Source organism: Pseudomonas tolaasii NCPPB 2192 (genome assembly GCF_002813445.1).
GTDB classification, from domain to species: Bacteria; Pseudomonadota; Gammaproteobacteria; order Pseudomonadales; family Pseudomonadaceae; genus Aquipseudomonas; species Aquipseudomonas tolaasii.
In genome coordinates this window covers 3,229,238-3,252,414 of sequence record NZ_PHHD01000001.1, presented here as the reverse complement: position 1 = coordinate 3,252,414, position 23,177 = coordinate 3,229,238, and the positions used below count along the sequence as shown (strand labels likewise).

The window sequence follows — 23,177 nt, the reverse complement described above, 5'->3', positions numbered from 1 at the left end:
AAGGTGGTGTCGAGGGGCTGCAACCCCTCGACACCGACCACCCAAAGGAGAAGCACCATGCAAGTGAATCAACCCCAAGGCGGCACCGCAAAGGCTACCACACCCCCACTGAATGTCGGCGACAAGGCCAGCTACATTGAAATGAGCGGTGGCGGTCGGGAATACCGTCTCAGCGCACGTATAGGCGTGATAGTAGGGATCGACGGTAACGTTGCCACCTTGCGTGCAGCAACCGGCCGCACCATCACCCAACCCCTCGACAAGCTTACACCCGACGGCCAGCCCAATGCGCTGACGCGCATGCTCATCGGAGGTTAGCGTATGACAGTATTCCTTCTTGTTTATCTGTGCATGGATGCTACCCGGACGGATTGCCGGGTGGTGAAGGTTGATAGCTGGAATGGCCCTTACGCCAATGAGCAATGCAGCGACGCCTTAAAGGGCCTGACAGAGGCAATGACTGCCCCCAATCGGGAGCGGCATCGGTTTGTTTGCGAGATCCAAGGCAATGTAGCGAAACCCGCAGAACATAAGGCTCCGCCGTCGTCCATTCATCAATCTTTTCGAATGTAAGGGGATCATCATGAAGACATCTTTCATCCTGATGGCCCAATACGATGGTCAAGCGATCATCTCGCTGGAGCTGGTGTGCCGGGATTACTTCACACACCTGACGCCGGATATGTTCCAGCGCAAGGTGATGAGTGGTCAGATCAAGCTGCCTATCACCCGCCTGGAAAAAAGCCAAAAATCTGCCAAAGGCATACACCTGACTGATCTGGCGGCTTATCTCGACCTGCAGCGCGCCGCTGCGGTTAAAGAGCACAACCAACTCAACGGGTTAAAACACGTCGTTTAAGCCACTTCATTGATGCGGCGCCCAGCTGGACGGGCGCCCTCAATATCTTCTCGTGCCATTCCCAAGCCAAATAACGATCTCCCTTGCCACGCAAGTGCGTGTATCGCCGCATCGAATTCCAATCCCTGTGTCCGGAAACACTCGCCACACGTGGGATATCCCAGTCCATTTCAAACAGACGGCTGATACCTTCATGGCGTAGGTCGTGGAAGTGCAGATCTGAGATCTCCAGGAACTTGCACGCTTTCGCCCAGGATGTGGATATCGAGTCAGGGCTGTAGGGAAATATGTCTTCGCCGGCCTTGGGCATGGTCTGGAGGATCTGCCACGCTTCGTCCGGCAGATAGCACCACACATCGTTGCCGATCTTCTGACCGGGGTTTTTCATGTCGCGCACCAGCACACGCTGACCAGGCTCGTCGACGTCCGCCCAGCGAATACGGGTTATTTCATCTAGCCGACGAGTGGAGAACAGCGCAAAGCCAACGACTTTCAGCATATTGGTGACAGTCGGGCGCCTCGCCTGCATGGCCTGATAGTGCGTTAGCACCTTTCCCAGCTCGTCCAACGTCGGCCGGCGGTCACGTTCGCGGCTTTTCAGGTTGTAGCCCAGCTTCCTCAGTACCCGCCGAGCGCCGCCCATCGCGAGCGGATCGACCTGGTACCCCCACGCATCTTTGGCAATCGCCAGAACAGCCCCGAGGTGCGCCAGGTCATTACCGGCTGTTTGAGGCTGGACCCCGCCGCCCTCCTTGCTCATTCGCCAAAGAGCAAAGTCGACGAGGGTCTGGGTGGTGATGTCTGTATCGGTCAACTGGCCTAGGTATGTCTCGCCGATGGCTGTCAGCGTCGCGCGCTTGGTCTTGCCCAATGGTCGGGCTTTTTCGACCTCGACCAGGTACCGAGCATTCATCTCTTTGACCGTGGCGCCTATGCGACTCGCCCGCTCGATCGCACCTGGCTCATCCAGCTCCGTTTCGCGCTTACGCGCCCAAGCCTGTGCGGCCTGTTTTCGGGCGAAGGTCTGGCTCTCTTGGTAGACTTGCACTCCGTCGCGTTTGATGCGGATTTGAGCCGTGTAGCTCACAGTCCCATCCGCCAGTTTTCTTGCCCTGATAGTCGCCATATAAAAAGTGGTACGCGTCAGTTTTTAGGTGGTACATCGTACCACCGAGCCTTCAAAAACGCCTGAAAACGCCCTAAAACACGCCCAGAACACGTTGAGTAAAATGCTAGATAAACAGAGCTTTAGCCCAGCAGAATCAAGCCCCGCACTGTCTCGGCGCTTTAGCGTTGCACCCATGATGGATTGGACGGACCGCCATTGCCGGTTCTTCCTGCGCCTGCTCTCCAAACACGCCCTGCTTTACACCGAGATGGTCACCACCGGCGCTATCCTTCACGGCGACCACGAGCGCTTCCTGCGTCACAACGAAGCCGAGCACCCGCTTGCACTGCAACTGGGCGGTAGTGTCCCCGCGGACTTGGCCGCGTGCGCGCGCATGGCTGAGGTGGCGGGTTATGACGAAGTGAACCTGAACGTCGGTTGCCCGAGTGATCGGGTGCAGAACAATATGATCGGCGCGATCTTGATGGCGCACCCGGCGTTGGTGGCCGATTGCGTGAAAGCGATGCGGGATGCGGTGTCGATTCCGGTGACGGTGAAGCATCGTATCGGGATCAATGGGCGGGACAGTTATGCCGAGTTGTGTGATTTCGTCGGGACGGTGAAGGACGCGGGCTGCACCAGTTTTACCGTGCATGCGCGAATTGCGATTCTGGAGGGGCTGTCGCCGAAGGAGAATCGCGATATTCCGCCGTTGCGTTATGACGTGGCGGCGCAGTTGAAGCGGGACTTTCCTGGGCTTGAATTCATTCTCAACGGCGGGATCAAGACGCTGGAGCAGTGCCAGGAACATTTGCAGACGTTTGACGGGGTGATGCTGGGCCGGGAGGCTTATCACAACCCGTATTTGCTGGCCGAGGTGGACCAGCAGTTGTTCGGCAGCGCGGCGCCGGTGATCAGCCGGGCCGAGGCGTTGGCGCAGCTGCGGCCTTATATTGCCGAGCATTTGGCCGGTGGCGGGACGATGCATCACATCACCCGGCATGTGCTGGGGCTGGGTACCGGTTTTCCGGGGGCGCGCAAGTTTCGGCAGTTGTTGTCGGTGGACATTCACAAGGCCAGTGATCCGCTGGCATTGCTGGATCAGGCGGGGGCGTTGCTGGAAGGTCGCTGATCGGCCTCAGTTGACCGCCTTAAGGCAGGCAATCAGGGTTTCGATAAACCGCTGCAACGAGGGTGGCAGTGTGCGTTTGGGCATGGTCAGGACTTGAATGGTACGGTCGGCAAACCGGGGGTTTGTCAGCGGCACCGAGACCAGCTCATCACTGCCATTGACTCGCTGGCTGATGGCGCCGCCCAGCGCAATGGTGTCGGTGTGGCGGACGAACTCGTGGATGGCCCCGGAGTAGTTGCAGGTCATGACGTGGTTGAAGGCCAGCCCTTCCATTTCGCACACTAGGTCGAACAGCTGCCGTTGGGTCGTGCCCTTGGGGGTAAGCGCCAAGGGGAACGGCGCGAGCGCGTTCAGGGGCAATTGCTTGTGCGCCGCCAGTGGATGGCCGGTGCGCATGATCGCGCGAATCGCCGAGCGGCCTGAATAGAGAATCTCGACACCGTCGGTGGGCTCTGTGCTGAACGTCAGCCCCACGTCGGCATCACCGCGTTTGATTTTCTCTGCGCATTCAAACGGTGACATCACTTCCAACACATACTGGAAGTCCGGGTGTTGGTGATAATGCTGGATCAATACGTTCGGCAAAAAATACCGCGAGAGCCCTTCTGTGGACACCAGGCGAATGACCCGCGCACCGGGATAATCACCGCCGCGCAATTCCGACAGCAGGGCCTGTTCTTCCAGCGAGGCGCGTCTGGCGTGGCGGGCCAATGCGCTGCCCGCCGCCGTCGGCTCCATGCCCCGTGGCCGACGCTCGAACAGGGCTACGCCGATACTCTCCTCCAGCAAGGCTATCTGGCGGCTGACCGCGCTGGGTGCGATGTGCAAGTGCTCACCGGCAGCGGCCAGCGAACCTGAATCAAACACGGCCAGAAAATAACGATAGTCCATGGGTTTTGCGCTCATAAAGGCTTCTATTAATTAGATGCCAGCCTTGAAAAAACAGCAATATACAGTGCGATGGGTGACTTCTATATTGGCCTGAATCTGTCAGCCCTAATCGGAATGGTCATGTCCAAGCAACAAGCACTCGCCAGTGTTCGCCACCACTTCGCCGACGGGTATTTCGAAGCCGACTTGCGTCGCCGGGTCGCTATCCGCAGTGAAAGCCAGGCCCCCGGCCAGGCGCCGGAATTGACGCGTTACCTGCAAGAAGAAATACAACCGGCGCTAGAGCGGATGGGCTTTGAATGCCAGCCACTGGAAAATCCAAAGGGTGCCGGCCCACTGTTGTTCGCGTCGCGTCACGAAGGTGCGGACCTGCCGACGGTGCTGACCTACGGGCACGGTGACGTTGTACTCGGTTACGCCGAACAATGGCGTGAAGGCCTCGACCCCTGGATGCTGACGGTGGAAGGCGACCGCTGGTACGGGCGCGGCACCGCCGATAACAAAGGCCAGCACAGCATTAACCTGGCGGCGCTGGAGGCAGTGATCGAGGCCCGCGGGGGGCGGCTGGGATTTAACATCAAAGTTCTGTTCGAGACCGGCGAAGAATGTGGCTCGCCCGGATTGCGCGAGGCCTGCACCGAGCATCGGCAGTTGCTGCAAGCCGATTTATTTATCGCGTCGGACGGCCCGCGCTTGAGTGATAGTCGCCCGACGATTTTTCTCGGCTCTCGGGGCTCGGCGCTGTTTTCTCTTGAGGTGCAGGCACGCGACAAGGGTTTGCATTCTGGAAACTGGGGCGGCGTGATGTCCAACCCGGCCGTGGTGCTGGCCAATGCACTGGCCAGCCTGGTGGATCAGAACGGCCAAATGCTGTGCCGGGGGCTGGTGCCCTCTTCCATTCCCGACTCCGTGCGTGAGGCCATCCACGACCTGGGCATCCATCAACACTCCCTCGGCCGCGCCCTGGACGTTGACTGGGGCGAGCCGGGGCTCACCCTGGGGGAACGACTGTTTGCGTGGAACACCCTGGAAATCCTCGCGTTCACGGCGGGCAACCCGGCCAAGCCGGTGAATGCCATTCCCCCGTCGGCAGTCGCCCATTGCCAATTGCGCTTTGTGGTCGGCACGGATTGGAAGAACCTGGAGACCTTACTGCGCCAGCATCTGGATGCGGCGGGCTTCCACGGCGTCAACATCGTGATGGATCGTTGCACGCCCAGCACTCGGCTGGACCCGGACAACCCATGGGTACGCTTCGCGAAAAAGGTCATCAGCGACACCACACCGAGGCAGCTCGCGGTATTGCCCAACCTTGCCGGTACGCTGCCCAACGACATTTTCGCGGATGTGCTGGGGCTGCCGACTTTGTGGATCCCGCACTCCTACCCCGGCTGCTCGCAACATGCGCCCGATGAACATCTGCTCGGTTCAGTGGTGCTGGAAGGCCTGCAAATCATGACCGCGCTGTTCTGGGAACTGGGCGATGCGGCGCAAACCCACGCCTGAAAAACAGGGCTTTGATCCACCTTTTATCTGCCGCTCACACACTTACAAAAACCCGGAGCGTCGAACATGACAGCGTTGTCGTCCACCCCCGTTACACCTGCCGCCGAGCAGGCCCAGCCCTTATGGAAACCGGTCGGCGCCGCTTTGATCGGCAACACCCTTGAATGGTTTGACCTGTCGGTTTACGCCTACTTTGCGTTAACCATCAGCAAGGTATTTTTCCCCGCAGCAGACCCGGCAGTCTCGCTGTTTCTGGCATTCGCGACGTTCGGCATTTCGTTTCTGATTCGTCCGCTGGGTGCTGCGGTGCTGGGCTCTTATGCCGACCGGCAAGGCCGCAAGAAAGCCTTGAGCCTGTCCATTTTGCTGATGCTGATCGGCACGGCGATGATCGCGGTGATGCCCGCCTATGCCGCCATCGGGGTCATCGCCCCCATCGGCATTCTGTTTGCGCGTTTGCTGCAAGGCTTCTCCGCCGGTGGTGAGTTCGGCAGTTCAACCGCGTTCATGATGGAACACGCCCCGCAAAAGACCCGCAACTTTGTCGCGAGCCTGCAATTTGCGAGTCAGGGCTTTGGCGTGGTGATCGCCTCGTTGTTCGGCTATTTCCTGACGACTAACCTGGATGATCAACAGATGCTCGCGTGGGGTTGGCGGGTGCCGTTTTTCTTTGGTTTGATTCTGGGCCCCGTGGGGCTGTATATCCGCCGTACGGTGGATGAGTCGCCTGACTTCAAGGAGAGCGAGCCGGGTTCGCAGCCGTTAAGGGAGGTGCTTCTTTCCCAGAAGACATTGCTGTTGGTGGCGATGGGCGTGCTGATCGTGTCGACAGCCTCCAATTTCATGATGAAGTACATGCCGTCCTATGCCTCAACCACGCTGAATATTCCACAGTCTTCGGGCTTTCTGGCAACGCTGACCGGCGGCCTGATCCTGACCCTGGTGACGCCCATTGTCGGTTTCATCGCCGGGTTCGTCAGCCGTATCAAGATCATGCTCTGGGCGTCGATCATCTACATCCTGAGTATTTTTCCGGCGTTCGTCTGGCTGAACAAAGTACCCAGTGCCACGTCGTTGCTACTCGTGGTCTCGATGATGGCCCTGATCAAGGCCGTTTACTTCGCACCGCTGGCCTCACTGATGGCGGATGTGTTCCCCATTCGGACCCGGGTGACGGGCATGTCGCTGAGCTACAACCTGTCGGTGACCATCTTCGGTGGCTTTGCGCCCGTGATTGCCACGGGGCTGATTGCGTTGACCGGGTCGCAGCTGGCGCCCAGTTTTTATCTGATTCTGGCGGCGGCGCTTAGTATCAGTGCCTTGTGGGTGGCCAAGCGTAAGCTGAAGCTGTCGTAACTCAGCCTCTGTGATTGCGGCGGTGATGCTGCCGGCGCTATCGCAGGCAAGCCAGCTCCCACAGGCTGGGTGGCACTTGGGTTGAACCTGCTGGCCGAATTGGCCTCCTATTGTGCAGGTAGGCCGGTATTTCAAACGGCTGTTTTCAGGATGTTGCCCTCGCAAACGATCGAACGCATTTGCGCCCTTGAGCGCCTGTCGGCGCTCGGGTAATGTCATCAGACCCACAGGACAGAGCACGCCCATGACTTCCAAGCTGGAACAACTCAAGCAATTCACCACCGTCGTAGCCGATACCGGCGACTTTTCCACCCTCGCCAAGCTCAAGCCACAAGACGCCACCACCAACCCTTCCCTGCTGCTCAAGGCCGCGTCGATTTCGGCGTATGCGCCTTTGCTGGATGCGGCCGTCAAAGACTGCAACGGTGACGTAGGCCTGGCCAGCGACCGTTTTGCGGTGGCGGTGGGTCAAGAAATCCTCAAAGTAGTACCGGGCCGCATTTCCACTGAGGTGGATGCCCGCTTGTCGTTTGACGAAGCCGCCATTCTCAAGCGTGCGCACCGTCTGATCGACCTGTACGACAAAGCCGGCGTTGGCCGTGACCGCGTGCTGATCAAGATCGCTTCCACCTGGGAAGGCATCCGCGCGGCGGAGAAGCTGGAAAAAGAAGGCATTCAGACCAACCTCACACTGCTGTTCTCGTTTGCCCAGGCCGTGGCCTGCGCCGAAGCCGGTGTATTCCTGATTTCGCCGTTCGTGGGCCGTATCTACGACTGGTACAAAAAGGCCAATGGCAACGACTACACCGGTGCCGATGACCCGGGCGTGCAGTCGGTGACGCGCATCTACAACTACTACAAGGCCAATGGCTACAAGACCGTGGTGATGGGTGCGAGCTTCCGCAACCTCAGCCAGATTGAAGAGCTGGCCGGGTGCGATCGCCTGACCATCAGCCCGGACCTGCTGGAGAAGCTGGCAGCGGATGAAGGCAAGCTGGAGCGCAAGTTGGCCCCAGGCCACGCCGGTGAAGCGCGGGTGCATTTGACTGAAGCGCAGTTCCGTTGGGAGTCCAACGAGGACGCGATGGCGACCGAAAAGCTGGCAGAGGGGATTCGTCAGTTTGCTCGCGACCAGGAGAAGCTGGAGGCGCTGTTGACTGCCAAGTTGTAAGGCAGGCGATGGCAAAAAGGGCGGCACCCTTGCGGGTGCCGCCCTTTTTTGTGGTTGCTGAGCTCAAGCCAGTCACCGTTCAAATTTGGGAACAGGACTGTTGTGGCGAGGGAGCTTGCTCCCGTTCGGCTGCGCAGCAGTCGCCGGCTTTTGGGGGCGCTTCGCACCCCAGCGGGAGCAAGCTCCCTCGCCACAAGAGCCAGCTCCCACATTCGGATTGTGTTTCAAGCCGGGATCAGTGGCGCTCTAGCGCATTGACGAGGTCGTGAAACGCTTCGCGATTGGACTCGTTCAAGCCCATCAAGATCTTGTGCGCTTCCAGCACTTTGACCCGCACGACTTCCTCGGACTGGTCCTGGGAAGGCAGGTCGGTCAGGCATTCCGGGCACGGGATCGGGCGGTCAACGATGTTGAACACCTGATCGAAGCCCATGGACTGCAGCAGACGGGTGATGTCTTCGTGGGTGGTGACGACGGTGGGCAACAGGCCGACCTTCTGCCGAGACAGAATGGACAACTTGGCCAACAGCCCAAGGGTGGTGCTATCGATGCTGCGGGTTTCGGTCAGATCGATCACGATCGCCGAGAAGTTCAGCGCTGTGAAGATCCGCTCAATCGTCGCATCCAGCGCCGAACACAAGGTCAGGCGCACTTCACCGACAAATTTCAGGACGAAGGTCCCGTCTTGCTCGGCGAACTGGATTCTTCCGGTACTCATCAAAGATTCCTGCTCAACACCAATAGGGCGATATCATCCGGCATCTCCCCTAGCGTGGCCAATCCAAAAACTTGCCGCAGGCCATCCAGGCTGCCGCCCGCCGACTTGACCTTTTGGGGCAAGGCGGCTTCTTTCTCTTTGAGTGTAGGCTCTGTGAGAAGGTCCAGGATGCCGTCGGACATCAGCGTCAGGCTGAAGGTCGGCGGCAACTCCAGGATGTGGTCTTCGTAGGTGGCTTCATTGAACAAGCCCACCGGCAAACCACGCCCTTCCAGGTAGCGCACACTGTCAGGAGTGTATAAAACCGGCATCGGCAGGTGACCTCCGATGCTGTAGGTCAAAAGACCGGTTTCTTCATCAATCACGCCGCCGACCATCGTCACGTGCTTGCCCAGCTTGCAGCTGATCAAGCCCCGGTTGATGTGGCCCAGCACCTCGGAGGGGGTGAACTCCGGCAAGGTGCCATTGCGCTTGGATTCAAACAGCAGCCGTGTGGTCATGAACTTCAACAACACGGTGACAAATGCAGACGAAGCACCATGGCCGGACACGTCGGCCAGGTAAAACGCCACACGGCGCTCGTCTACGCGAAAATAGTCGACAAAATCACCCGACAGGTACAACGACGGGATGATCTGGTGCGCGAATTTGAAATCGTCGATGGCCCACGGGCTCACCGGCAGCATGTTCATCTGCACCTGGCGACCGGCGTTCTGGTCTTCCTGCAGCAGATTGAGGCTGGCTTCGAGTTCGCGGTTGGCGGTTTCGAGCTTTTCGCGGTAGCGCTGGTTTTCGACCAGCAGGCGCGCACGGTCCAGCGCGCGGCGCACCGAGTGCTCCAGTACGGCGAGGTCTTCCAGAGGCTTGATCAGGTAGTCGGCGGCGCCCAGGCGCAAGGCCTCGACGGCATCGTTCATCACGCCGGCACCGGACACGACAATCACCGGAGTCTGCGGGGCGAGCTCGGTCACCTGGCGAATCAGCTCAAGGCCGCCCATCTGGGGCATGCGCAAGTCGCAGATCACGAGGTCGGGCTTGTCGCGCTCGAACACCTGGAGACCCTGTTGGCCATTACCGGCCTGCAGGACGCTGAAGCCACTGTCTTCCAAATAGGCCGCGAGGCTCGCGCGCACTACTTCGTCGTCATCGATTATCAGCAGCGTGGCACTGGTTTTTTGCATGTGGGCAAACGGCGCCAGAATTAGGTTGGCGTAGGTGGCGCGACAATGGCCGGGCTCACGTACTGGATTCGCTTTCTAGCCTCTCTGTCCTACAAGGCGCGGGCTTTTGGCCTACGCACAACGGTAAAGCAGAGGTGCCCTTCTAAGGCGCAGACGGTACTCCCATCCGTCAGGGGTTTCAAGCTCATGCCGATGGTCGCCGGGCGTCTTTACACCGCAAATCACCGGGAGTTATAAGAACAGCCACCACCACAACACAAAGTAAGGATGAAACCGATGAGCGAACACGAGCGCGACTACGCCGAAAAACGCGATTTCATCCGCATGCGCGTGGATGCCGATGTGTCGCTGATCCACGCCGGGCAAGAGATTGCGGGGGTTTGCGTGGACCTTTCCAGCTCTGGCATGCAAGTTGAGGCACCTCGCCAGTTTCAGGTAGGTGATGAACTCACCGTGCGTATCGACTCCGAACACGCCGCCCTCGCCGGCCTTGAAGCCGACACGCAAGTGGTGTGGGCGAGAAATGAAGGCGAGCGCCAGCACCTGGGCCTCAAGATCTTGAAAATGCACTAAAAAATCGCATGCATAAAAAAGGCGACCCTGAGGTCGCCTTTTTCATTTCAAAACGTCACGACTTAAAAGTCGTCGACCACCTTGCCGTCTTTTACCTTGAACTCACGGTTCTGCAGGTAAGCGTTACGGATAAAGGTGTATTTGTCGCCGGTGATCAGCTTCTCGCTGTCGAGCAGGCTGGCACGGGTGTCGACGATGTTCAGGCCGAAAGTGCTGTTGCGCCAGCCGATATCGTTCATGTAGCGATACGGTTGGGTGTAACTGTCGACGTATTTGGACGGTGCATCACGCAGGGTGCTTGGGCCCAGCAGCGGCAGCATTACGTAAGGGCCGCTGCCCACGCCCCAGTAGCCGAGGGTCTGACCGAAGTCTTCGTCATTGCGCTTCAGGCCCATTTTGGTGCCGACATCAATAAAACCCAGCACGCCGAACGTGGTGTTCACCAGCAGACGCGCGGTGTCGACACCGGCCGCGTGCGGCTTGAGCTGCAACACGTCGTTGGCAAAGTTGCCGACGTCGCCGATGTTGCGGAAGAAATTATGGATGCCCGTTTGCACGAATTGCGGCGTGACGAACTGGTAGCCCTGGGCCAATGGCTTCAGGGCATAGGTGTCAACGGTGTCGTTGAAAGTGAAGATCGGGCGGTTGACGCTTTCCCACGGGTCGTCTTCCGATGCAGCCTGGGCGGCGAACGGCGCCAGCAGAACAGTGGCACACACAGATAGCTGAGCGAGGTAGTGGCTCCAGCGCATAGCTTTGGCTCCTTGAATGGTCTGTCATGGGCGCTATGCCCTGAATAAGAACGTGAGTATATGACGGAAGTGTCAAATTAGGCAGCCAGTAGGAAAGGTCAGATGGAAAATGCACAAAATTCCTACAATTGCTTGTCAGTGTCACGCGCTTGTCATCCTGGCGGGATAGCGTCTCTGTTATTTCAGGGATGTCGAGATGCCTCACGCCGAAATTGCCGTCGCCAGTGCCCCGTCTTTGACTGCCGTGCTGTTTGGCCTGAGTGGCTGCCTGGTGGACTTCGGTTCCCGCGCGCGCACCGACGCCCCTTCCCCTGAGACCTCCCCCACACCCGGCGCACTCCAGATTCTGCGCAGCCTCAAGGATCAGGGCGTGCCCTGCGCCTGGCTGGATGAACTCCCCGCCGCCGTGACCACCCCGCTGGCCGCAGCGCTGCCGAGCTGGCTGAAGGCCGCCTCGCCCTCCTCCATTCGCTGGCCGGCGCCCCATGCCTGCTGGCAAGCCTTGATGGAATTGAACATCGAACGTCTGGAAGGCTGCGTACTGGTGAGCGGCGAGCCTCGCCTCCTGCAATCAGGCCTGAACGCCGGGATGTGGACCATCGGCCTGGCGTCCTGCGGCTCGCTCTGCGGCCTGGACCCCGAGCAATGGCAAGCACTGACCGAACAGCAACGCGAGCACAAGCGTGGCAAAGCCACGGTGGCGCTGTACGGGCTGGGGGTTCACTCGGTGATCGACCACCTCGGCGAGCTGGGCACCTGCCTGGCGGACATCAGCCTGCGTCAGCTCAAAGGCGAGAAGCCCTGATAGAGATCATGCACTGAAGGCGCCGGTGGATTAATCTACAGGTCAGCCCGTAGACCTTTCACGGCGCACCGTGGTCTATGCCAGTGCCTATCGATAAAAGGAAACACGTCATGCCTGATCGCAAAAAACTGGAAGAACAGGTCGAAATCCTGCGCGGGCAGTTGGAACAGGAGCCGCCGCTGTCGGAAGAAAAGCGTGAAGCGCTGGAAGCGTTGATTGCCAAGTTTGAATTGCAACTTGAGCTTGAGCCGGCCACTCAGACGCCCAGCATCTCCGACGATGTGAATAAGGCAGCCATTGAGTTCGACGATGAGCACCCGGTCATTTCCGGGACATTGCGCAATATCATGATCACCTTGGGCAATATCGGGATCTGAACCAAGCCTCAAACCAACACAGACCCCAATGTGGGAGCTGGCTTGCCTGCGATGACGGTGTATCAGTCACTTGATGTATGACTGTAAGACCGCTATCGCAGGCAAGCCAGCTCCCACATTTGATTTGCGTGAAGGCTACTGGCGAGCCAAACGCACGTTCTGGAACGCTACATCCTCAGTGCTGCGATACGGGTTGATGTCCAATCCACCGCGTCGCACATACCGCGCATACACGGTCAATTTCTCCGGCTTCAGCAAGCGCTGCAGGTCCAGGAAGATCCGCTCAACACACTGCTCATGAAAATCCGAATGCTGGCGGAAGCTCACGATGTATTCGAGCAGGCTGGCGTGATCCAGTGCGTGGCCACGGTATTCCACCACCACACTGCCCCAGTCCGGCTGGCTGGTGACCGGGCAGTTGGATTTGAGCAAATGGCTGTGCACGCTCTCTTCAACAACGCGCGCATCATCGCAACGCAACAGCTCCGGGCGGGGGTGCTCATAGCTGCTGACGTTGATATTCAGGTCGTCAATGCACACACCCGGCAACGCCATCACGCCCTCGGCCTCGATCTCCGCCAGACTGCGGATACGCACGGTCACAGGCTTGCCCGCGGCGGCGCTGAGGTCGGTGCGCAGGGTCGCTTCCAGGCTTGCCGTATCGGTAAACGCGGTCTGGTTCAGCGAGTTGAGGTACAGCTTGAAAGACTTGGACTCGATGATGTTCGGCGAGTCAGCTGGAATGCTGAACTCACCGATGGCCACCACCGGTTTGCCTGAGGGCAGCAGCCAGGACAGTTCGAAGCAGTTCCAGAAATCCACGCCCTTGTAAGGCAGGGTCTCGGCGCTCAGGCCCAGCTCGGCCCACTTGGCGGCGCGCGGAATCGGGAACAGCAACGACGGAGTGTAAGTGGAAATGTATTCACTGGACTTGCCCAGCGGCGAATGTTCGGCTGCGGGATGCATGGCGGAAACCTGGCTAAATAAACCGCGCCAGTCTAACAGCCTTTGCTCCCGCCCTTAAGAATCGCCTCACTCAACGGTCAGTTTGCCGACCATACCCGCCTGATAGTGCCCGGGAATGTTGCAGGCAAACTCCAGGCCCGTGGCCTTGTTGAAGGTCCAGGTCAGTTCGGCGGTTTTGCCCGGCTCCACCAGGACACTGTTGGGGTCATCATGTTTCATCGCGCCATGGCCCATGGCGGCGTGGTCCATCGGGCCCATGCCGGTGGCAGTGAGCATGCCGCTGGCCTGCATCTGCAACATTTCCTTCTGGTGTTCGGCATGCATCGCCGCGTCGCCCAGGTTGAATTCATGCAGCAACTGGCCTTTGTTCACCAGCACAAAGCGCACCGTCTCACCGGCCTTGACGTCCAGAGACTTGGGCGAAAAGGAAATGTCCTGCAGCGTCACTTCCACGGTGCGCGTGGCTTTGCTCGCCGGCGCCGGCTGGCCGAATGCGTAGGTGTGGGCCACGTCAGCCACCGCATCGAAACTCAACGCCAGCAGGCACGCCGCCAGTAACAGGGGTTTACGCAATGCCATTTCTATACTCCAAAGTGTTTAACACGCTTGGGAAGCACTCTAAGATCGAGCCGCTGCCAGCGAGCTGACTGCCAGATTACAACTTTGTCAGGTTGCGCCCTGCCCCTGATAGCCACGGTATAAAGCCGTCGTCACCTGTTACCAAGAGCTGCCCATGAAATTGCTGATCGTCGAAGACCAACCCAAAACCGGCCACTACCTACGCCAGGGCCTGGCCGAGGCGGGCTTCACCACTGAACTGGTGGCCGACGGCGCTACGGGTCAACACCTGGCGCTGACCGGGGATTTCGACCTGCTGATCCTCGACGTGATGCTGCCGGGCCGTGACGGCTGGCAAATCCTGCAAGCGGTACGCGGCGCCGGCCTGGACATCCCGGTGCTGTTTCTCACCGCCCGCGATGCCGTAGAAGACCGCGTGCACGGCCTGGAACTCGGCGCCGACGACTATTTGGTCAAACCTTTCGCCTTCTCCGAACTGCTGGCCCGGGTGCGCAGCCTGTTGCGCCGTGGCAGCAGCGCACCGCAGGAAACTGCACTGCAACTGGCCGACCTGCGGCTGGACCTGATCCGCCGCCGTGTCGAGCGCGACGGCCAGCGCATCGACCTCACGGCCAAGGAATTCTCGCTGCTGGAGTTGCTGCTGCGCCGTCAGGGCGAGGTGCTGCCCAAATCGCTGATTGCCTCCCAGGTGTGGGACATGAACTTCGACAGCGACACCAACATCATCGAGGTGGCCATCCGCCGCCTGCGCCTGAAAGTCGACGACCACTCCCCCAACAAGCTGATCCACACCGTGCGCGGCATGGGTTATGTGCTGGAGGAGCGCGTCAATTGATCAAGCGCCTGTCCCTGACGAGCCGCCTGGCGCTGCTGTTTGCCGCCTGCACCGCCGTGGTTTCGCTGGTGGCCGGGGTGTTGTTCAACCGCGCCAGCGAGGCGCATTTCGTCGAACTGGACCAGCAGTTGCTCGACGGCAAACTTGTGGCGCTGCGCAGTACCTTGCAGGGTGTCGACACGCCGCAGTTGTTCGCGGAGCGTGAGGCGCAATTGCGCACCGAGCTTAGCCGCCAGCCTGACCTGGCCCTGCGCATCACGGTGGGCGGCCAGCGCTGGTACGACGCGGCTCCCGGCGTCAACTTGCCCGAAGCTCCCGGCCTGCACAGCCTGCAAAACGCCGGTACCGAATACCGCGTGTACAACGTGCCGCTGCAACCGGGCCAGCCGGGGTCGCCCCAACTGAGCCTGATGCTCGACATCACTCACCACCAACACTTTCTGCAACGCATGCAGCACCTGATCTGGCTCACCGTGGGCTTGTCGGCGCTGGCCACCGCGCTGCTCGGCGCCTGGGCGGCACGCAGCGGGCTGCGGCCATTGCGACGCATGGGCGAAGTGGCGGCTGGTGTGTCGGCGCACTCCCTGACCCAGCGCCTGCCCCAGCAACACATGCCGGTGGAACTGGCTGAGCTGGCCCAGGCCTTCAACGCCATGCTGGGCCGCCTGGACGACGCCTTTCAGCGCCTTTCAGCGTTCTCCGCCGACATCGCCCACGAACTGCGCACGCCGTTGTCGAACCTGCTGACCCAAACCCAGGTCATCCTCACCCAGCCGCGCCCGCTGGAGGATTACCGCGAGGCGCTGCACAGCAACCTCGAAGAGTTGCAATGGATGGCGCAACTGGTGAATGACATGTTGTACCTGGCCAAGGCGGATCACGGCTTGCTGGTGCCCAAGCGCGAAACCTTGGCGCTGGAGGACGAAGTGGACGCGCTGCTGGAGTTTTTCGCGCTGCTGGCGGAAGACGATCACGTCAGCCTGGTGCGCGAGGGCACTGCCCATACCACGGGCGATCGCGGGATGTTGCGCCGGGCATTGTCGAATCTGCTGGATAACGCGCTGCGCTTTACCCCGCCGGGCGGCGAAGTGCGGGTGCGGCTGGAAGATGGGGTGAGGCTTTCAGTCGAGAACACCGGAGAAGGTATTCCGCCTGAGTTGTTGCCGAAGTTGTTCGATCGTTTCTACCGGGCAGACCCGGCGCGTCATGAAGGCAGCAGTGAGCATGCGGGGCTGGGGTTGGCGATTACCCAATCGATCGTGCGGGCGCATGGGGGGCGGATTTTGTGTGAATCCGGGGAGGGGTGGACGCGGTTTGTGATTGAGTTACCCGGGGTAGATTGATGCAAGTGGGGCCCGCCTCATCGCAGGCAAGCCAGCTCCCACATTTTGAATGTATTCACAAATCAAAACTGTGGGAGCTGGCTTGCCTGCGATAGCGATCTCAGAGGTTACGAATACCTGAGGGCATGCGCCGGCTCGATCTTCGCCGCCCGGTACGCCGGGTAAATCGTCGCCAAAAAGCTCAACACAAACCCCGCCGTGCAAATCAGCAGCACATCGCCGCCCTGCAGTTCCGATGGCAAGTTGCTGACGAAATACACGTCCGAACTGAAGATATGCTGCCCGGTCACGCGCTCCAGCCAGCCCACCATTTCACTCACATTCAGCGCGGCAATCACCCCGAGAACGCCGCCGATCAGGGTGCCGACAATGCCGATCACCGTGCCCTGCACCATGAAAATCGCCATGATTTGCCGCGGCGTAGCGCCGATGGTACGCAGAATGGCAATGTCTGCGCCCTTGTCGTTCACCACCATGATCAGGGTCGCGATGATGTTGAACGCCGCCACGGCGACGATCATCAGCAACAGCAGGCCGATCATGGTCTTTTCCATTTTCATCGCGCTGAACAGGCTGCCCTGGGTGTGGGTCCAGTCATCCGGCTTGTAGGCCGTGCCGAGGCTTGTGGCGATGTCCGCCGAGACCTTGGGCGCCGCGTACAGGTCTTTCACCGCCAGGCGCACGCTTTGCACCTGGTTCGGCTGCCAATGCTGAATTTCCGCTGCGTCGGCCATGTGGATCAGGGCCATGGAGCCATCCAGCTCGGCGCCGACCTTGAAGATGCCGACCACGTTCAGCCGCTGCATGCGCGGGGTAATGCCGCCCGGCGCCGCTGCGCTGACTTCCGGCACGATCAGGGTGAGTTTGTCGCCCACATTCAGGCGGAAACGCCGCGCCGTGATGTCGCCGACCACCACACCGAACTCGCCTGGTTTGAGGTCATCGAGTTTGCCGCGCACGATGTGCTGGGCCACGATGGACACCTTGCCTTCCTGGGCCGGGTCGACACCGTTGATTTCAATCGGCTGCATCGCGCCTTTGTAGGAGAACATGCCGTCCATCTGTGTGAAGGGCACGGCGGCGGTGACTTCCGGGTTCTTCATCGCGGCGTCGGCCACGGGTTGCCAGTTGTCGATCGGGTTCACGCCGACGATGGTGGCGTGGGGCACCATGCCGAGGATGCGCGAGCTCATTTCGCGCTGGAAGCCGTTCATCACCGACAGCACCACGATCATCGCCAGCACGCCCAGGGCGAGGCCGATCATCGAGGTCATCGAGATAAACGAAACAAAACGGTTGCGGCGCTTGGCGCGGGTATAGCGCGTGCCGATGAAAATCGATAACGGTCTGAACATTCGCTTGCACCGCCTGAAAAAATGAAAAAGCCCGGCACCACCACAGTACCGGGCTTGAAACGGGTCAGATGGCGACCAGGTGACCTTCCTGCAGGTGCAGCACGCGGTCCATCTGGCGGGCCATGCTCATGTCATGGGTCACCACCAGGAACGCGGTGCGCATCTGGGTGCTCAGTTCCAGCATCAAGTCCTTGATGCCCTGGGCGGTGTGGGAGTCAAGGTTGCCGGTGGGCTCGTCGAGCATCACCAGCCCCGGGTTGTTCACCAGGGCACGGGCGATGGCCACACGCTGGCGTTCGCCACCGGACAGCTCGGCCGGTTTGTGCTCCAGGCGATGACCGAGGCCGACGCGCTCCAGCAAGGCCTTGGCACGCTGACGCGCTTCCGGAATCGCGGTCTTGCCGATCAGCAGCGGCATGCACACGTTTTCCAGCGCGGTGAATTCCGGCAGCAGATGGTGGAACTGGTACACAAAACCGAGCGAACGGTTGCGCAGCTGGCCACGGGCTTTTTCACCCAGGGCCGACAGTTCTTCGCCGGCCAACCAGACACTGCCCTGGGACGGCGTATCAAGGCCGCCCAACAGGTTCAGCAAGGTACTTTTGCCGGAACCGGAACTGCCGACGATCGCCACGCGCTCGCCCGGGTGCAACTCCAGTTGCAGGTCTGACAGCACCACCACCGATTCCGGGCCTTCCTCGTAGGATTTGCCCAGGTTGCGGCAGCTCAGGATTGCTTTTTCACTCATGCCCGATTCACTCATAACGTAAGGCCTGTGCTGGCTGGGTACGCGCCGCGCGCCAGGCTGGATACAGGGTGGCAAGGAAGCTCAGGACCAACGCCGCGCCGCCCACCATCAACACGTCCTGGGCCTGAACCTGGGACGGCAAGTAGTCGATGAAGTAAACGTCGGCGTTGAGAAACTTGTGACCGATGACTTTTTCCAGCGCGGCGATGGCGGCGCTGACGTTCAGCGCGGCCAAAATGCCGACGGCGGTGCCAATGACGGTGCCGACCACGCCGATCACGGTGCCCTGCACCATGAAGATCGCCATGATCTGCCCCGGCGTGGCGCCCAGGGTGCGCAAAATCGCGATATCGCCCTTCTTGTCGTTCACCACCATCACCAGCGTGGAGATGATGTTGAACGCGGCCACGGCAACGATCAGCAGCAACAGCAGGCCGATCATGGCTTTTTCCATGCGGATGGCCTGGTAGAGATTGCCGTGGGTGCGGGTCCAGTCGCGGGCGTAGTACTGGGATTCACCCAAATGCTGGGCGATTTCCCACGCGGCGCGCGGGGCGTCGAACAGGTCGTTGAACTTCAGGCGCAAGCCTTGAACCTGATCCGGCTGCCAGCGATGCAGGCGCGCCAGGTCGGTGAGGTTGGTCAGGCCGATATAACCGTCGATCTCGCCCGCGCCCACATGGAAGGTGCCGACCACGGTGAAGCGCTTCATGCGCGGGAACATGCCAGCCGGGGTCACGGTGACTTCCGGCGCGACGAAGGTCAGCTTGTCGCCGATGTTCACGCCCAGCTTGGCCGCGGCCTTGTCGCCGATCACGATGCCGAAGCTGCCGGGCGACAGGTCGTCGAGTTTGCCCTGCAACATGAACTTGTCGATGATCGAGACGTTGCGCTCCTGGGCCGGGTCGATGCCATTGAGCAGGACCTTCTGCACCTTGCCGTCATCTGTCAGCAGCCCCTGCATCTGGGTAAACGGCGCGACGGCCACCACCTTGGGGTTCTGCCTGACCTTGTCGGCCAGGGCTTGCCAGTCATTGATCGGCGCATCGCCTTCAATGGTCGCGTGGGGCACCATGCCCAGCACGCGGGTGCGCATCTCATGATCGAAGCCGTTCATCACCGACAACACCACGATCATCACGACCACGCCCAAGGCGAGCCCGATAATCGAGGTCAAGGAAATGAACGACACAAAATGATTGCGGCGCTTTGCACGGGTATAACGCGTGCCGATAAATACGAAGAGAGGTCTGAACATGTCGGGGCTTGTTCGGAGGAAAAGAAGACGTCCCGGTGGCGGGGTCTGGTAAGCAGCTTTACACTCTGACCATTACCGTTACCTGGGGTTCGCCATGTCGACATTAGATGAAGAAGAACGCCGCGAATACTACCGTATCGACGACATGATCGCACTCCAAATCAGCAGCCTTTCCGGGCCTGACGCAACGAGCAAGGAAGTGTTGCTGGATGATTCCCCGCTGTTCAATTTGCTCAGCGAACTGCACCTCAGCGAATTCGAAGCCCAACACCTGCTGCGCCAGATCAGCGAGAAAGACCGCAGCCTGGCCGCCTTTCTCAAAGTGCAGAACAAACGCCTGGATTTGCTCAGCCAGGTGATGGCGCGCGGCCTGTTGAGCGAGGTCGGCGAGCCCCAGCCGGTGATCATTTCCGAAGGTGGCATCGACTTCCAGCACCCCACCCCGTTCCCCCCCGACACTCATCTGGCCGTCAAGCTGGTGCTGATGCCCCAGGCGCTCGGCCTGTTGCTGCGCGCGCGCGTGACCCATTGCGACTCCAAGGGCGACGGCTTTGACGTGGGCACCGAGTTCGAGTCCATGACCGATGCCCAGCGCCAATTGCTGGCGCGCTACATTCTGCAAAAACAAGCCCAGGAACGCCGCCTGGCGCGGGAACAAAGCGACGCCCTGGACACCTGAATTCGTATTATCCCGCCGGGCTGTCCGGCGCAAAGGAGCAACTGTGACCCTGATTTACGGCCACCGCGGTGCCAAAGGCGAAGCACCGGAAAACACCCTGACCAGCTTTCAGGAGTGCCTCAAGCACGGCGTACGCCGCTGCGAACTGGATTTGCACCTGTCCATGGACGGCGAGTTGATGGTCATCCACGACCCGACCCTCAAGCGCACCACCGACCGGCGCGGCAAGGTCGTCGAGTATTCGGCGGCGGACCTGATGAAGATGGACGCGCGCAAAGGTGGCCCCGGCTGGGTCAAGCCGTGCCCGATTCCGCGTCTGGAAGCGTTGTTTGAGCAGTGTGATTTCGATCACTGGCAGTTGGAAGTCAAAAGCGCTTCGCGCACCCGCGCAGCAACTACCGTGCTGGCGATTCGCGAAATGGCGGTGCGCCATGGGTTGATGGACAAGGTCACCGTGACCTCAAGTTCGCGGGAAGTGCTCAAAGCGGCGGTGGAACTCACCCCTGACCTGTCACGCGGGCTGGTGGCCGAATACGCCTGGCTCGACCCACTGAAGGTCGCGCAAAACTACGGCTGTGAAATTCTGGCGTTGAACTGGACGTTGTGCACCCCCGAGCGTCTGGAAAAAGCCCAGCGCCAGGGCTTGCACGTATCCGTGTGGACGGTCAACGAACCTGCGCTGATGCGCAGGCTCGCCGACTTCGGCGTAGATAGCCTGATTACAGACTTTCCCGGTTTGGCCACTGCCACCCTCGAGAATTACTGAAATCGGTCTCCCCGGCCGGCTCAGGCCACCGGCCGGAGCCGCTCAAAAAAGCCGGTTGAGGCCGTCGTAGGCCGCTACCCGATAGGCTTCAGCCATGGTCGGGTAGTTGAACGTGGTGTTCACGAAATACTTGAGGGTATTTTGCTCACCCGGCTGGTTCATGATGGCCTGGCCGATGTGCACGATCTCCGAGGCCTGGTAGCCGAAGCAGTGCACGCCGAGGACTTCCAGGGTTTCGCGGTGGAACAGAATCTTCAGCATGCCTTGCGGCTCACCGGCGATCTGCGCACGCGCCATGCTCTTGAAGAACGCCTTGCCCACTTCATAAGGCACCTTGGCCTTGGTCAGTTCGTGCTCGTTCTTGCCGATCGAGCTGATCTCGGGAATGGTGTAGATCCCGGTCGGCACGTCGTTCACATAACGCCAGCTGCCATTGTCGACGATGCTGCCGGCCGCCGAACGGCCCTGGTCATGGGCGGCACTGGCCAGGCTCGGCCAGCCGATCACGTCGCCGGCGCCGTAGATGTTCGGCACGCAAGTGCGGTAGTTCTCGTCCACCTCGATCTGGCCACGGCTGTTGACCTTGACCCCGATGTTCTCCATGCCCAGCTTGTCGGTGTTGCCGGTACGGCCGTTGCACCACAACAAGGCGTCGGCCTTGATCTTCTTACCGGACTTGAGGTGCAGGATCACCCCGTTGTCCAGGCCTTCGACCCGCTCGTACTCTTCGTTGTGGCGCACGGTGATGTTGTTGTTGCTGAAGTGGTAGCTCAACGCCTGGGAAATTTCCGAGTCGAGGAAGCTCAGCAACTGGTCGCGGTTATCCACCAGCTCGACCAGCACGCCCAGGCCGCTGAAGATCGAAGCGTATTCACAGCCGATCACGCCGGCGCCATAGATTATCAGTTTGCGCGGAGTGTGGCCCAGGCTCAGGATGGTGTCGCTATCGTAGATACGCGGGTGGTGGAAATCGATATCGGCCGGGCGATACGGGCGCGAACCGGTGGCAATGATGATGTGCTTGGCCACCAGTTTCTCGACCACACCGTTGGAGCACACGACTTCGACCGTTTGCTCATCGGCGAAGCTGCCGGTGCCGAAGAACAGGTCGACACGGTTGCGCGCGTAGTAGCCGGTGCGCGACGCCACTTGCTTGGAGATGACTTTCTCGGCGCTTTTCAACACGTCCGGGAACGAGAACCAACGCGGCTCGCCAATGGCCCGGAACATCGGGTTGGTGTTGAACTGCATGATCTGGCGCACGGAGTGACGCAAGGCCTTGGACGGGATGGTACCCAGGTGGGTGCAGTTACCGCCGACCTGGCGACGGCTATCGACCATCGCCACCTTGCGCCCCGCTTTGGCGGCATTCATTGCCGCACCTTCTCCAGCCGGGCCGGAACCCAGTACCACCACGTCGTAGTTGTAGACAGCCATGCGTACTCCTCAGAACAGGCCAGGCGCACGGTTGAACGCCTGGCTAAATCATGCCGCGGCCAGCGGGCATGAAGGACAATTTGGCTCAAGTGTGTGAACCGGGGCACAGTCTATATAAGGCTCAACGCCGCGCACATTAACCCTTGGTCGCGTCGTAGGCCAGTATTGCGTTTACTACAGACCCGGGAAATTGCAATTACACTCACCTCACGCACCTTCGCAGGACGAGCCATTATGCGGCATGTGGTTTTCTGTTTAATGTTGATCTTGTCGATCACGGTGCAGGCCAGTGAAGCGGACCGGCTCAAACAGGCCGGTTTTCCTGCCCAATCCCACGAACTGTTGCTGAAAAACCAGACGGTGCTGATCTACCTTTGGGCGGATGTGTACGCCGCCGCGTTGTACGCCCCGGCCAACCTCAGTGCGAAGCAGGCCTGGGACCAGCAAAAAGACCTGCGCCTGGCGTTGTATTACTTTCGCGACATCGACCGCAGCGACGTGATCAAGGCAGCCACCACCGCCCTCGAACGCCAGCAAACAAGTGCCACCCTCGCCCGCCTGAAGCCAGAACTGGATCAACTGCACGCCCGCTTTCGGGACATCCGCAGTGGCGATCGCTATGCCCTGGATTTTCGCCCCGGTCGCGGCTTTAACCTTGAGATCGATGACCAGGTGGTGTTCAGCAGCCGCAATGATGACCTGGCGAAGGTTTACCTCGGTATCTGGCTCGCGCCCAAAGGCCTGTCAGACAACCTGCGCAACACCCTCCTGAATTAATCACC

General features: G+C 60.1%; 25 protein-coding genes. 14 read left to right on the top strand and 11 right to left on the bottom strand.

Annotated features, from left to right (window positions below; all coding sequences use genetic code 11):
- Positions 1 to 57: 57 nt before the first annotated feature.
- Together ATI14_RS15120 and ATI14_RS15110 are read left to right on the top strand one after the other, a co-directional pair.
- A complete protein-coding gene (locus ATI14_RS15120) occupies positions 58 to 318 on the top strand; it encodes a hypothetical protein (RefSeq protein WP_080520000.1) in 261 nt (86 codons plus the stop codon).
- Positions 319 to 583: 265 nt separating this feature from the next.
- Positions 584 to 859 carry a pyocin activator PrtN family protein gene (locus tag ATI14_RS15110; RefSeq protein WP_064451408.1) on the top strand — a complete coding sequence of 92 codons (276 nt, stop codon included), beginning with the start codon at positions 584 to 586 and terminating at the stop codon, positions 857 to 859.
- Here ATI14_RS15110 and ATI14_RS15105 read toward each other — a convergent pair.
- On the bottom strand, positions 834 to 1,985 hold the full coding sequence (locus ATI14_RS15105) for a site-specific integrase (protein WP_080519998.1): 1,152 nt from the start codon (positions 1,983 to 1,985) through the stop codon (positions 834 to 836). The genes ATI14_RS15110 and ATI14_RS15105 overlap by 26 nt on opposite strands.
- 103 nt (positions 1,986 to 2,088) lie before the next feature.
- On the opposite strand from ATI14_RS15105, the gene dusA reads away from it, so the two are divergent.
- The gene (gene dusA / locus ATI14_RS15100; RefSeq protein WP_080519997.1) at positions 2,089 to 3,099 is read left to right on the top strand and encodes a tRNA dihydrouridine(20/20a) synthase DusA; all 1,011 of its coding nucleotides are present in this window, start codon (positions 2,089 to 2,091) and stop codon (positions 3,097 to 3,099) included.
- Positions 3,100 to 3,105: 6 nt separating this feature from the next.
- Here the strand turns inward: dusA and ATI14_RS15095 are convergent, their stop codons facing one another.
- Positions 3,106 to 3,990, bottom strand: a complete 885-nt coding sequence (locus tag ATI14_RS15095; RefSeq protein WP_016971447.1) for a LysR family transcriptional regulator — start codon at positions 3,988 to 3,990, stop codon at positions 3,106 to 3,108.
- A gap of 120 nt (positions 3,991 to 4,110) precedes the next feature.
- On the opposite strand from ATI14_RS15095, the gene ATI14_RS15090 reads away from it, so the two are divergent.
- The 3 genes from ATI14_RS15090 (at position 4,111) to tal (ending at position 8,023) form a co-directional block, all read left to right on the top strand.
- Positions 4,111 to 5,496, top strand: a complete 1,386-nt coding sequence (locus tag ATI14_RS15090) for a M20 family metallopeptidase (RefSeq protein ID WP_017254182.1) — start codon at positions 4,111 to 4,113, stop codon at positions 5,494 to 5,496.
- A 66-nt stretch (positions 5,497 to 5,562) separates the two neighbouring features.
- Positions 5,563 to 6,852, top strand: coding sequence for an MFS transporter (locus ATI14_RS15085; RefSeq protein ID WP_016971445.1), 1,290 nt, complete (start codon positions 5,563 to 5,565; stop codon positions 6,850 to 6,852).
- A 244-nt stretch (positions 6,853 to 7,096) separates the two neighbouring features.
- Positions 7,097 to 8,023, top strand: coding sequence for a transaldolase (tal, locus tag ATI14_RS15080; protein WP_016971444.1), 927 nt, complete (start codon positions 7,097 to 7,099; stop codon positions 8,021 to 8,023).
- A 235-nt stretch (positions 8,024 to 8,258) separates the two neighbouring features.
- Here the strand turns inward: tal and rssC are convergent, their stop codons facing one another.
- Positions 8,259 to 8,741 carry an anti-sigma factor antagonist RssC gene (gene rssC, locus ATI14_RS15075; protein WP_003172602.1) on the bottom strand — a complete coding sequence of 161 codons (483 nt, stop codon included), beginning with the start codon at positions 8,739 to 8,741 and terminating at the stop codon, positions 8,259 to 8,261.
- Complete coding sequence (gene rssB / locus ATI14_RS15070; protein ID WP_016971443.1) at positions 8,741 to 9,922, bottom strand: two-component system response regulator RssB; 1,182 nt, start codon at positions 9,920 to 9,922, stop codon at positions 8,741 to 8,743. The genes rssC and rssB overlap by 1 nt, the downstream gene beginning before the upstream one ends.
- A 276-nt stretch (positions 9,923 to 10,198) precedes the next feature.
- Between rssB and ATI14_RS15060 the strand changes: the two genes are divergently transcribed.
- On the top strand, positions 10,199 to 10,495 hold the full coding sequence (locus ATI14_RS15060) for a PilZ domain-containing protein (protein WP_016971441.1): 297 nt from the start codon (positions 10,199 to 10,201) through the stop codon (positions 10,493 to 10,495).
- 62 nt (positions 10,496 to 10,557) lie between these two features.
- Here ATI14_RS15060 and ATI14_RS15055 read toward each other — a convergent pair whose 3' ends face one another.
- Positions 10,558 to 11,247, bottom strand: coding sequence for an MlaA family lipoprotein (locus ATI14_RS15055; RefSeq protein WP_016971440.1), 690 nt, complete (start codon positions 11,245 to 11,247; stop codon positions 10,558 to 10,560).
- Positions 11,248 to 11,443: 196 nt separating this feature from the next.
- Between ATI14_RS15055 and pcrP the strand changes: the two genes are divergently transcribed.
- Both pcrP and ATI14_RS15045 read left to right on the top strand, forming a co-directional pair.
- The gene (gene pcrP / locus ATI14_RS15050; RefSeq protein WP_080519996.1) at positions 11,444 to 12,052 is read left to right on the top strand and encodes an HAD superfamily inactivated hydrolase PcrP; all 609 of its coding nucleotides are present in this window, start codon (positions 11,444 to 11,446) and stop codon (positions 12,050 to 12,052) included.
- Between the two features lie 110 nt (positions 12,053 to 12,162).
- Complete coding sequence (locus tag ATI14_RS15045) at positions 12,163 to 12,429, top strand: DUF4404 family protein (protein ID WP_016971438.1); 267 nt, start codon at positions 12,163 to 12,165, stop codon at positions 12,427 to 12,429.
- A 135-nt stretch (positions 12,430 to 12,564) separates the two neighbouring features.
- Here the strand turns inward: ATI14_RS15045 and queF are convergent, their stop codons facing one another.
- Both queF and copI read right to left on the bottom strand, forming a co-directional pair.
- Positions 12,565 to 13,395, bottom strand: a complete 831-nt coding sequence (gene queF / locus ATI14_RS15040) for an NADPH-dependent 7-cyano-7-deazaguanine reductase QueF (RefSeq protein WP_016971437.1) — start codon at positions 13,393 to 13,395, stop codon at positions 12,565 to 12,567.
- 66 nt (positions 13,396 to 13,461) lie between these two features.
- Positions 13,462 to 13,974 (bottom strand): copper-resistant cuproprotein CopI, encoded by a 513-nt coding sequence (gene copI, locus ATI14_RS15035; protein ID WP_016971436.1) that lies wholly within the window; start codon positions 13,972 to 13,974, stop codon positions 13,462 to 13,464.
- Positions 13,975 to 14,128: 154 nt separating this feature from the next.
- On the opposite strand from copI, the gene ATI14_RS15030 reads away from it, so the two are divergent.
- Entirely contained in the window at positions 14,129 to 14,809 is a 681-nt protein-coding gene (locus tag ATI14_RS15030; RefSeq protein ID WP_016971435.1) for a heavy metal response regulator transcription factor, read from the top strand.
- Positions 14,806 to 16,152, top strand: a complete 1,347-nt coding sequence (locus ATI14_RS15025; protein ID WP_080519995.1) for a heavy metal sensor histidine kinase — start codon at positions 14,806 to 14,808, stop codon at positions 16,150 to 16,152. The genes ATI14_RS15030 and ATI14_RS15025 overlap by 4 nt, the downstream gene beginning before the upstream one ends.
- 107 nt (positions 16,153 to 16,259) lie before the next feature.
- Here ATI14_RS15025 and ATI14_RS15020 read toward each other — a convergent pair whose 3' ends face one another.
- The 3 genes from ATI14_RS15020 to ATI14_RS15010 all read right to left on the bottom strand — a co-directional run bounded on the left by ATI14_RS15020 (position 16,260) and on the right by ATI14_RS15010 (position 19,513).
- A complete protein-coding gene (locus tag ATI14_RS15020; protein WP_016971433.1) occupies positions 16,260 to 17,507 on the bottom strand; it encodes a lipoprotein-releasing ABC transporter permease subunit in 1,248 nt (415 codons plus the stop codon).
- A 64-nt stretch (positions 17,508 to 17,571) separates the two neighbouring features.
- Positions 17,572 to 18,255: a lipoprotein-releasing ABC transporter ATP-binding protein LolD gene (gene lolD / locus ATI14_RS15015; RefSeq protein ID WP_016971432.1), complete on the bottom strand. Its 684-nt coding sequence runs from the start codon at positions 18,253 to 18,255 to the stop codon at positions 17,572 to 17,574.
- Positions 18,256 to 18,262: 7 nt separating this feature from the next.
- Positions 18,263 to 19,513 (bottom strand): lipoprotein-releasing ABC transporter permease subunit, encoded by a 1,251-nt coding sequence (locus ATI14_RS15010; RefSeq protein WP_016971431.1) that lies wholly within the window; start codon positions 19,511 to 19,513, stop codon positions 18,263 to 18,265.
- Positions 19,514 to 19,607: 94 nt separating this feature from the next.
- Here ATI14_RS15010 and ATI14_RS15005 point away from each other — a divergent pair, with 94 nt between their 5' ends.
- Both ATI14_RS15005 and ATI14_RS15000 read left to right on the top strand, forming a co-directional pair.
- Positions 19,608 to 20,192 carry a PilZ domain-containing protein gene (locus tag ATI14_RS15005; protein WP_080519994.1) on the top strand — a complete coding sequence of 195 codons (585 nt, stop codon included), beginning with the start codon at positions 19,608 to 19,610 and terminating at the stop codon, positions 20,190 to 20,192.
- A gap of 43 nt (positions 20,193 to 20,235) precedes the next feature.
- A complete protein-coding gene (locus ATI14_RS15000; protein ID WP_016971430.1) occupies positions 20,236 to 20,958 on the top strand; it encodes a glycerophosphodiester phosphodiesterase in 723 nt (240 codons plus the stop codon).
- Positions 20,959 to 21,000: 42 nt separating this feature from the next.
- On the opposite strand, the gene sthA is transcribed toward ATI14_RS15000, so the two are convergent.
- Entirely contained in the window at positions 21,001 to 22,395 is a 1,395-nt protein-coding gene (gene sthA, locus ATI14_RS14995; protein WP_016971429.1) for a Si-specific NAD(P)(+) transhydrogenase, read from the bottom strand.
- 234 nt (positions 22,396 to 22,629) lie between these two features.
- Between sthA and ATI14_RS14990 the strand changes: the two genes are divergently transcribed.
- A complete protein-coding gene (locus ATI14_RS14990; protein ID WP_016971428.1) occupies positions 22,630 to 23,172 on the top strand; it encodes a chalcone isomerase family protein in 543 nt (180 codons plus the stop codon).
- The last annotated feature ends 5 nt before the right edge of the window (positions 23,173 to 23,177 follow it).

Coding starts and splice junctions, on each gene's coding strand:
- ATI14_RS15120 (WP_080520000.1), top strand. CDS start 58: ATGCAAGTGAATCAACCCCAAGGCGGCACCGCAAAGGCTACCACACCC.
- ATI14_RS15110 (WP_064451408.1), top strand. CDS start 584: ATGAAGACATCTTTCATCCTGATGGCCCAATACGATGGTCAAGCGATC.
- ATI14_RS15105 (WP_080519998.1), bottom strand. CDS start 1,985: ATGGCGACTATCAGGGCAAGAAAACTGGCGGATGGGACTGTGAGCTAC.
- dusA (WP_080519997.1), top strand. CDS start 2,089: ATGCTAGATAAACAGAGCTTTAGCCCAGCAGAATCAAGCCCCGCACTG.
- ATI14_RS15095 (WP_016971447.1), bottom strand. CDS start 3,990: ATGGACTATCGTTATTTTCTGGCCGTGTTTGATTCAGGTTCGCTGGCC.
- ATI14_RS15090 (WP_017254182.1), top strand. CDS start 4,111: ATGTCCAAGCAACAAGCACTCGCCAGTGTTCGCCACCACTTCGCCGAC.
- ATI14_RS15085 (WP_016971445.1), top strand. CDS start 5,563: ATGACAGCGTTGTCGTCCACCCCCGTTACACCTGCCGCCGAGCAGGCC.
- tal (WP_016971444.1), top strand. CDS start 7,097: ATGACTTCCAAGCTGGAACAACTCAAGCAATTCACCACCGTCGTAGCC.
- rssC (WP_003172602.1), bottom strand. CDS start 8,741: ATGAGTACCGGAAGAATCCAGTTCGCCGAGCAAGACGGGACCTTCGTC.
- rssB (WP_016971443.1), bottom strand. CDS start 9,922: ATGCAAAAAACCAGTGCCACGCTGCTGATAATCGATGACGACGAAGTA.
- ATI14_RS15060 (WP_016971441.1), top strand. CDS start 10,199: ATGAGCGAACACGAGCGCGACTACGCCGAAAAACGCGATTTCATCCGC.
- ATI14_RS15055 (WP_016971440.1), bottom strand. CDS start 11,247: ATGCGCTGGAGCCACTACCTCGCTCAGCTATCTGTGTGTGCCACTGTT.
- pcrP (WP_080519996.1), top strand. CDS start 11,444: ATGCCTCACGCCGAAATTGCCGTCGCCAGTGCCCCGTCTTTGACTGCC.
- ATI14_RS15045 (WP_016971438.1), top strand. CDS start 12,163: ATGCCTGATCGCAAAAAACTGGAAGAACAGGTCGAAATCCTGCGCGGG.
- queF (WP_016971437.1), bottom strand. CDS start 13,395: ATGCATCCCGCAGCCGAACATTCGCCGCTGGGCAAGTCCAGTGAATAC.
- copI (WP_016971436.1), bottom strand. CDS start 13,974: ATGGCATTGCGTAAACCCCTGTTACTGGCGGCGTGCCTGCTGGCGTTG.
- ATI14_RS15030 (WP_016971435.1), top strand. CDS start 14,129: ATGAAATTGCTGATCGTCGAAGACCAACCCAAAACCGGCCACTACCTA.
- ATI14_RS15020 (WP_016971433.1), bottom strand. CDS start 17,507: ATGTTCAGACCGTTATCGATTTTCATCGGCACGCGCTATACCCGCGCC.
- lolD (WP_016971432.1), bottom strand. CDS start 18,255: ATGAGTGAAAAAGCAATCCTGAGCTGCCGCAACCTGGGCAAATCCTAC.
- ATI14_RS15010 (WP_016971431.1), bottom strand. CDS start 19,513: ATGTTCAGACCTCTCTTCGTATTTATCGGCACGCGTTATACCCGTGCA.
- ATI14_RS15005 (WP_080519994.1), top strand. CDS start 19,608: ATGTCGACATTAGATGAAGAAGAACGCCGCGAATACTACCGTATCGAC.
- sthA (WP_016971429.1), bottom strand. CDS start 22,395: ATGGCTGTCTACAACTACGACGTGGTGGTACTGGGTTCCGGCCCGGCT.
- ATI14_RS14990 (WP_016971428.1), top strand. CDS start 22,630: ATGCGGCATGTGGTTTTCTGTTTAATGTTGATCTTGTCGATCACGGTG.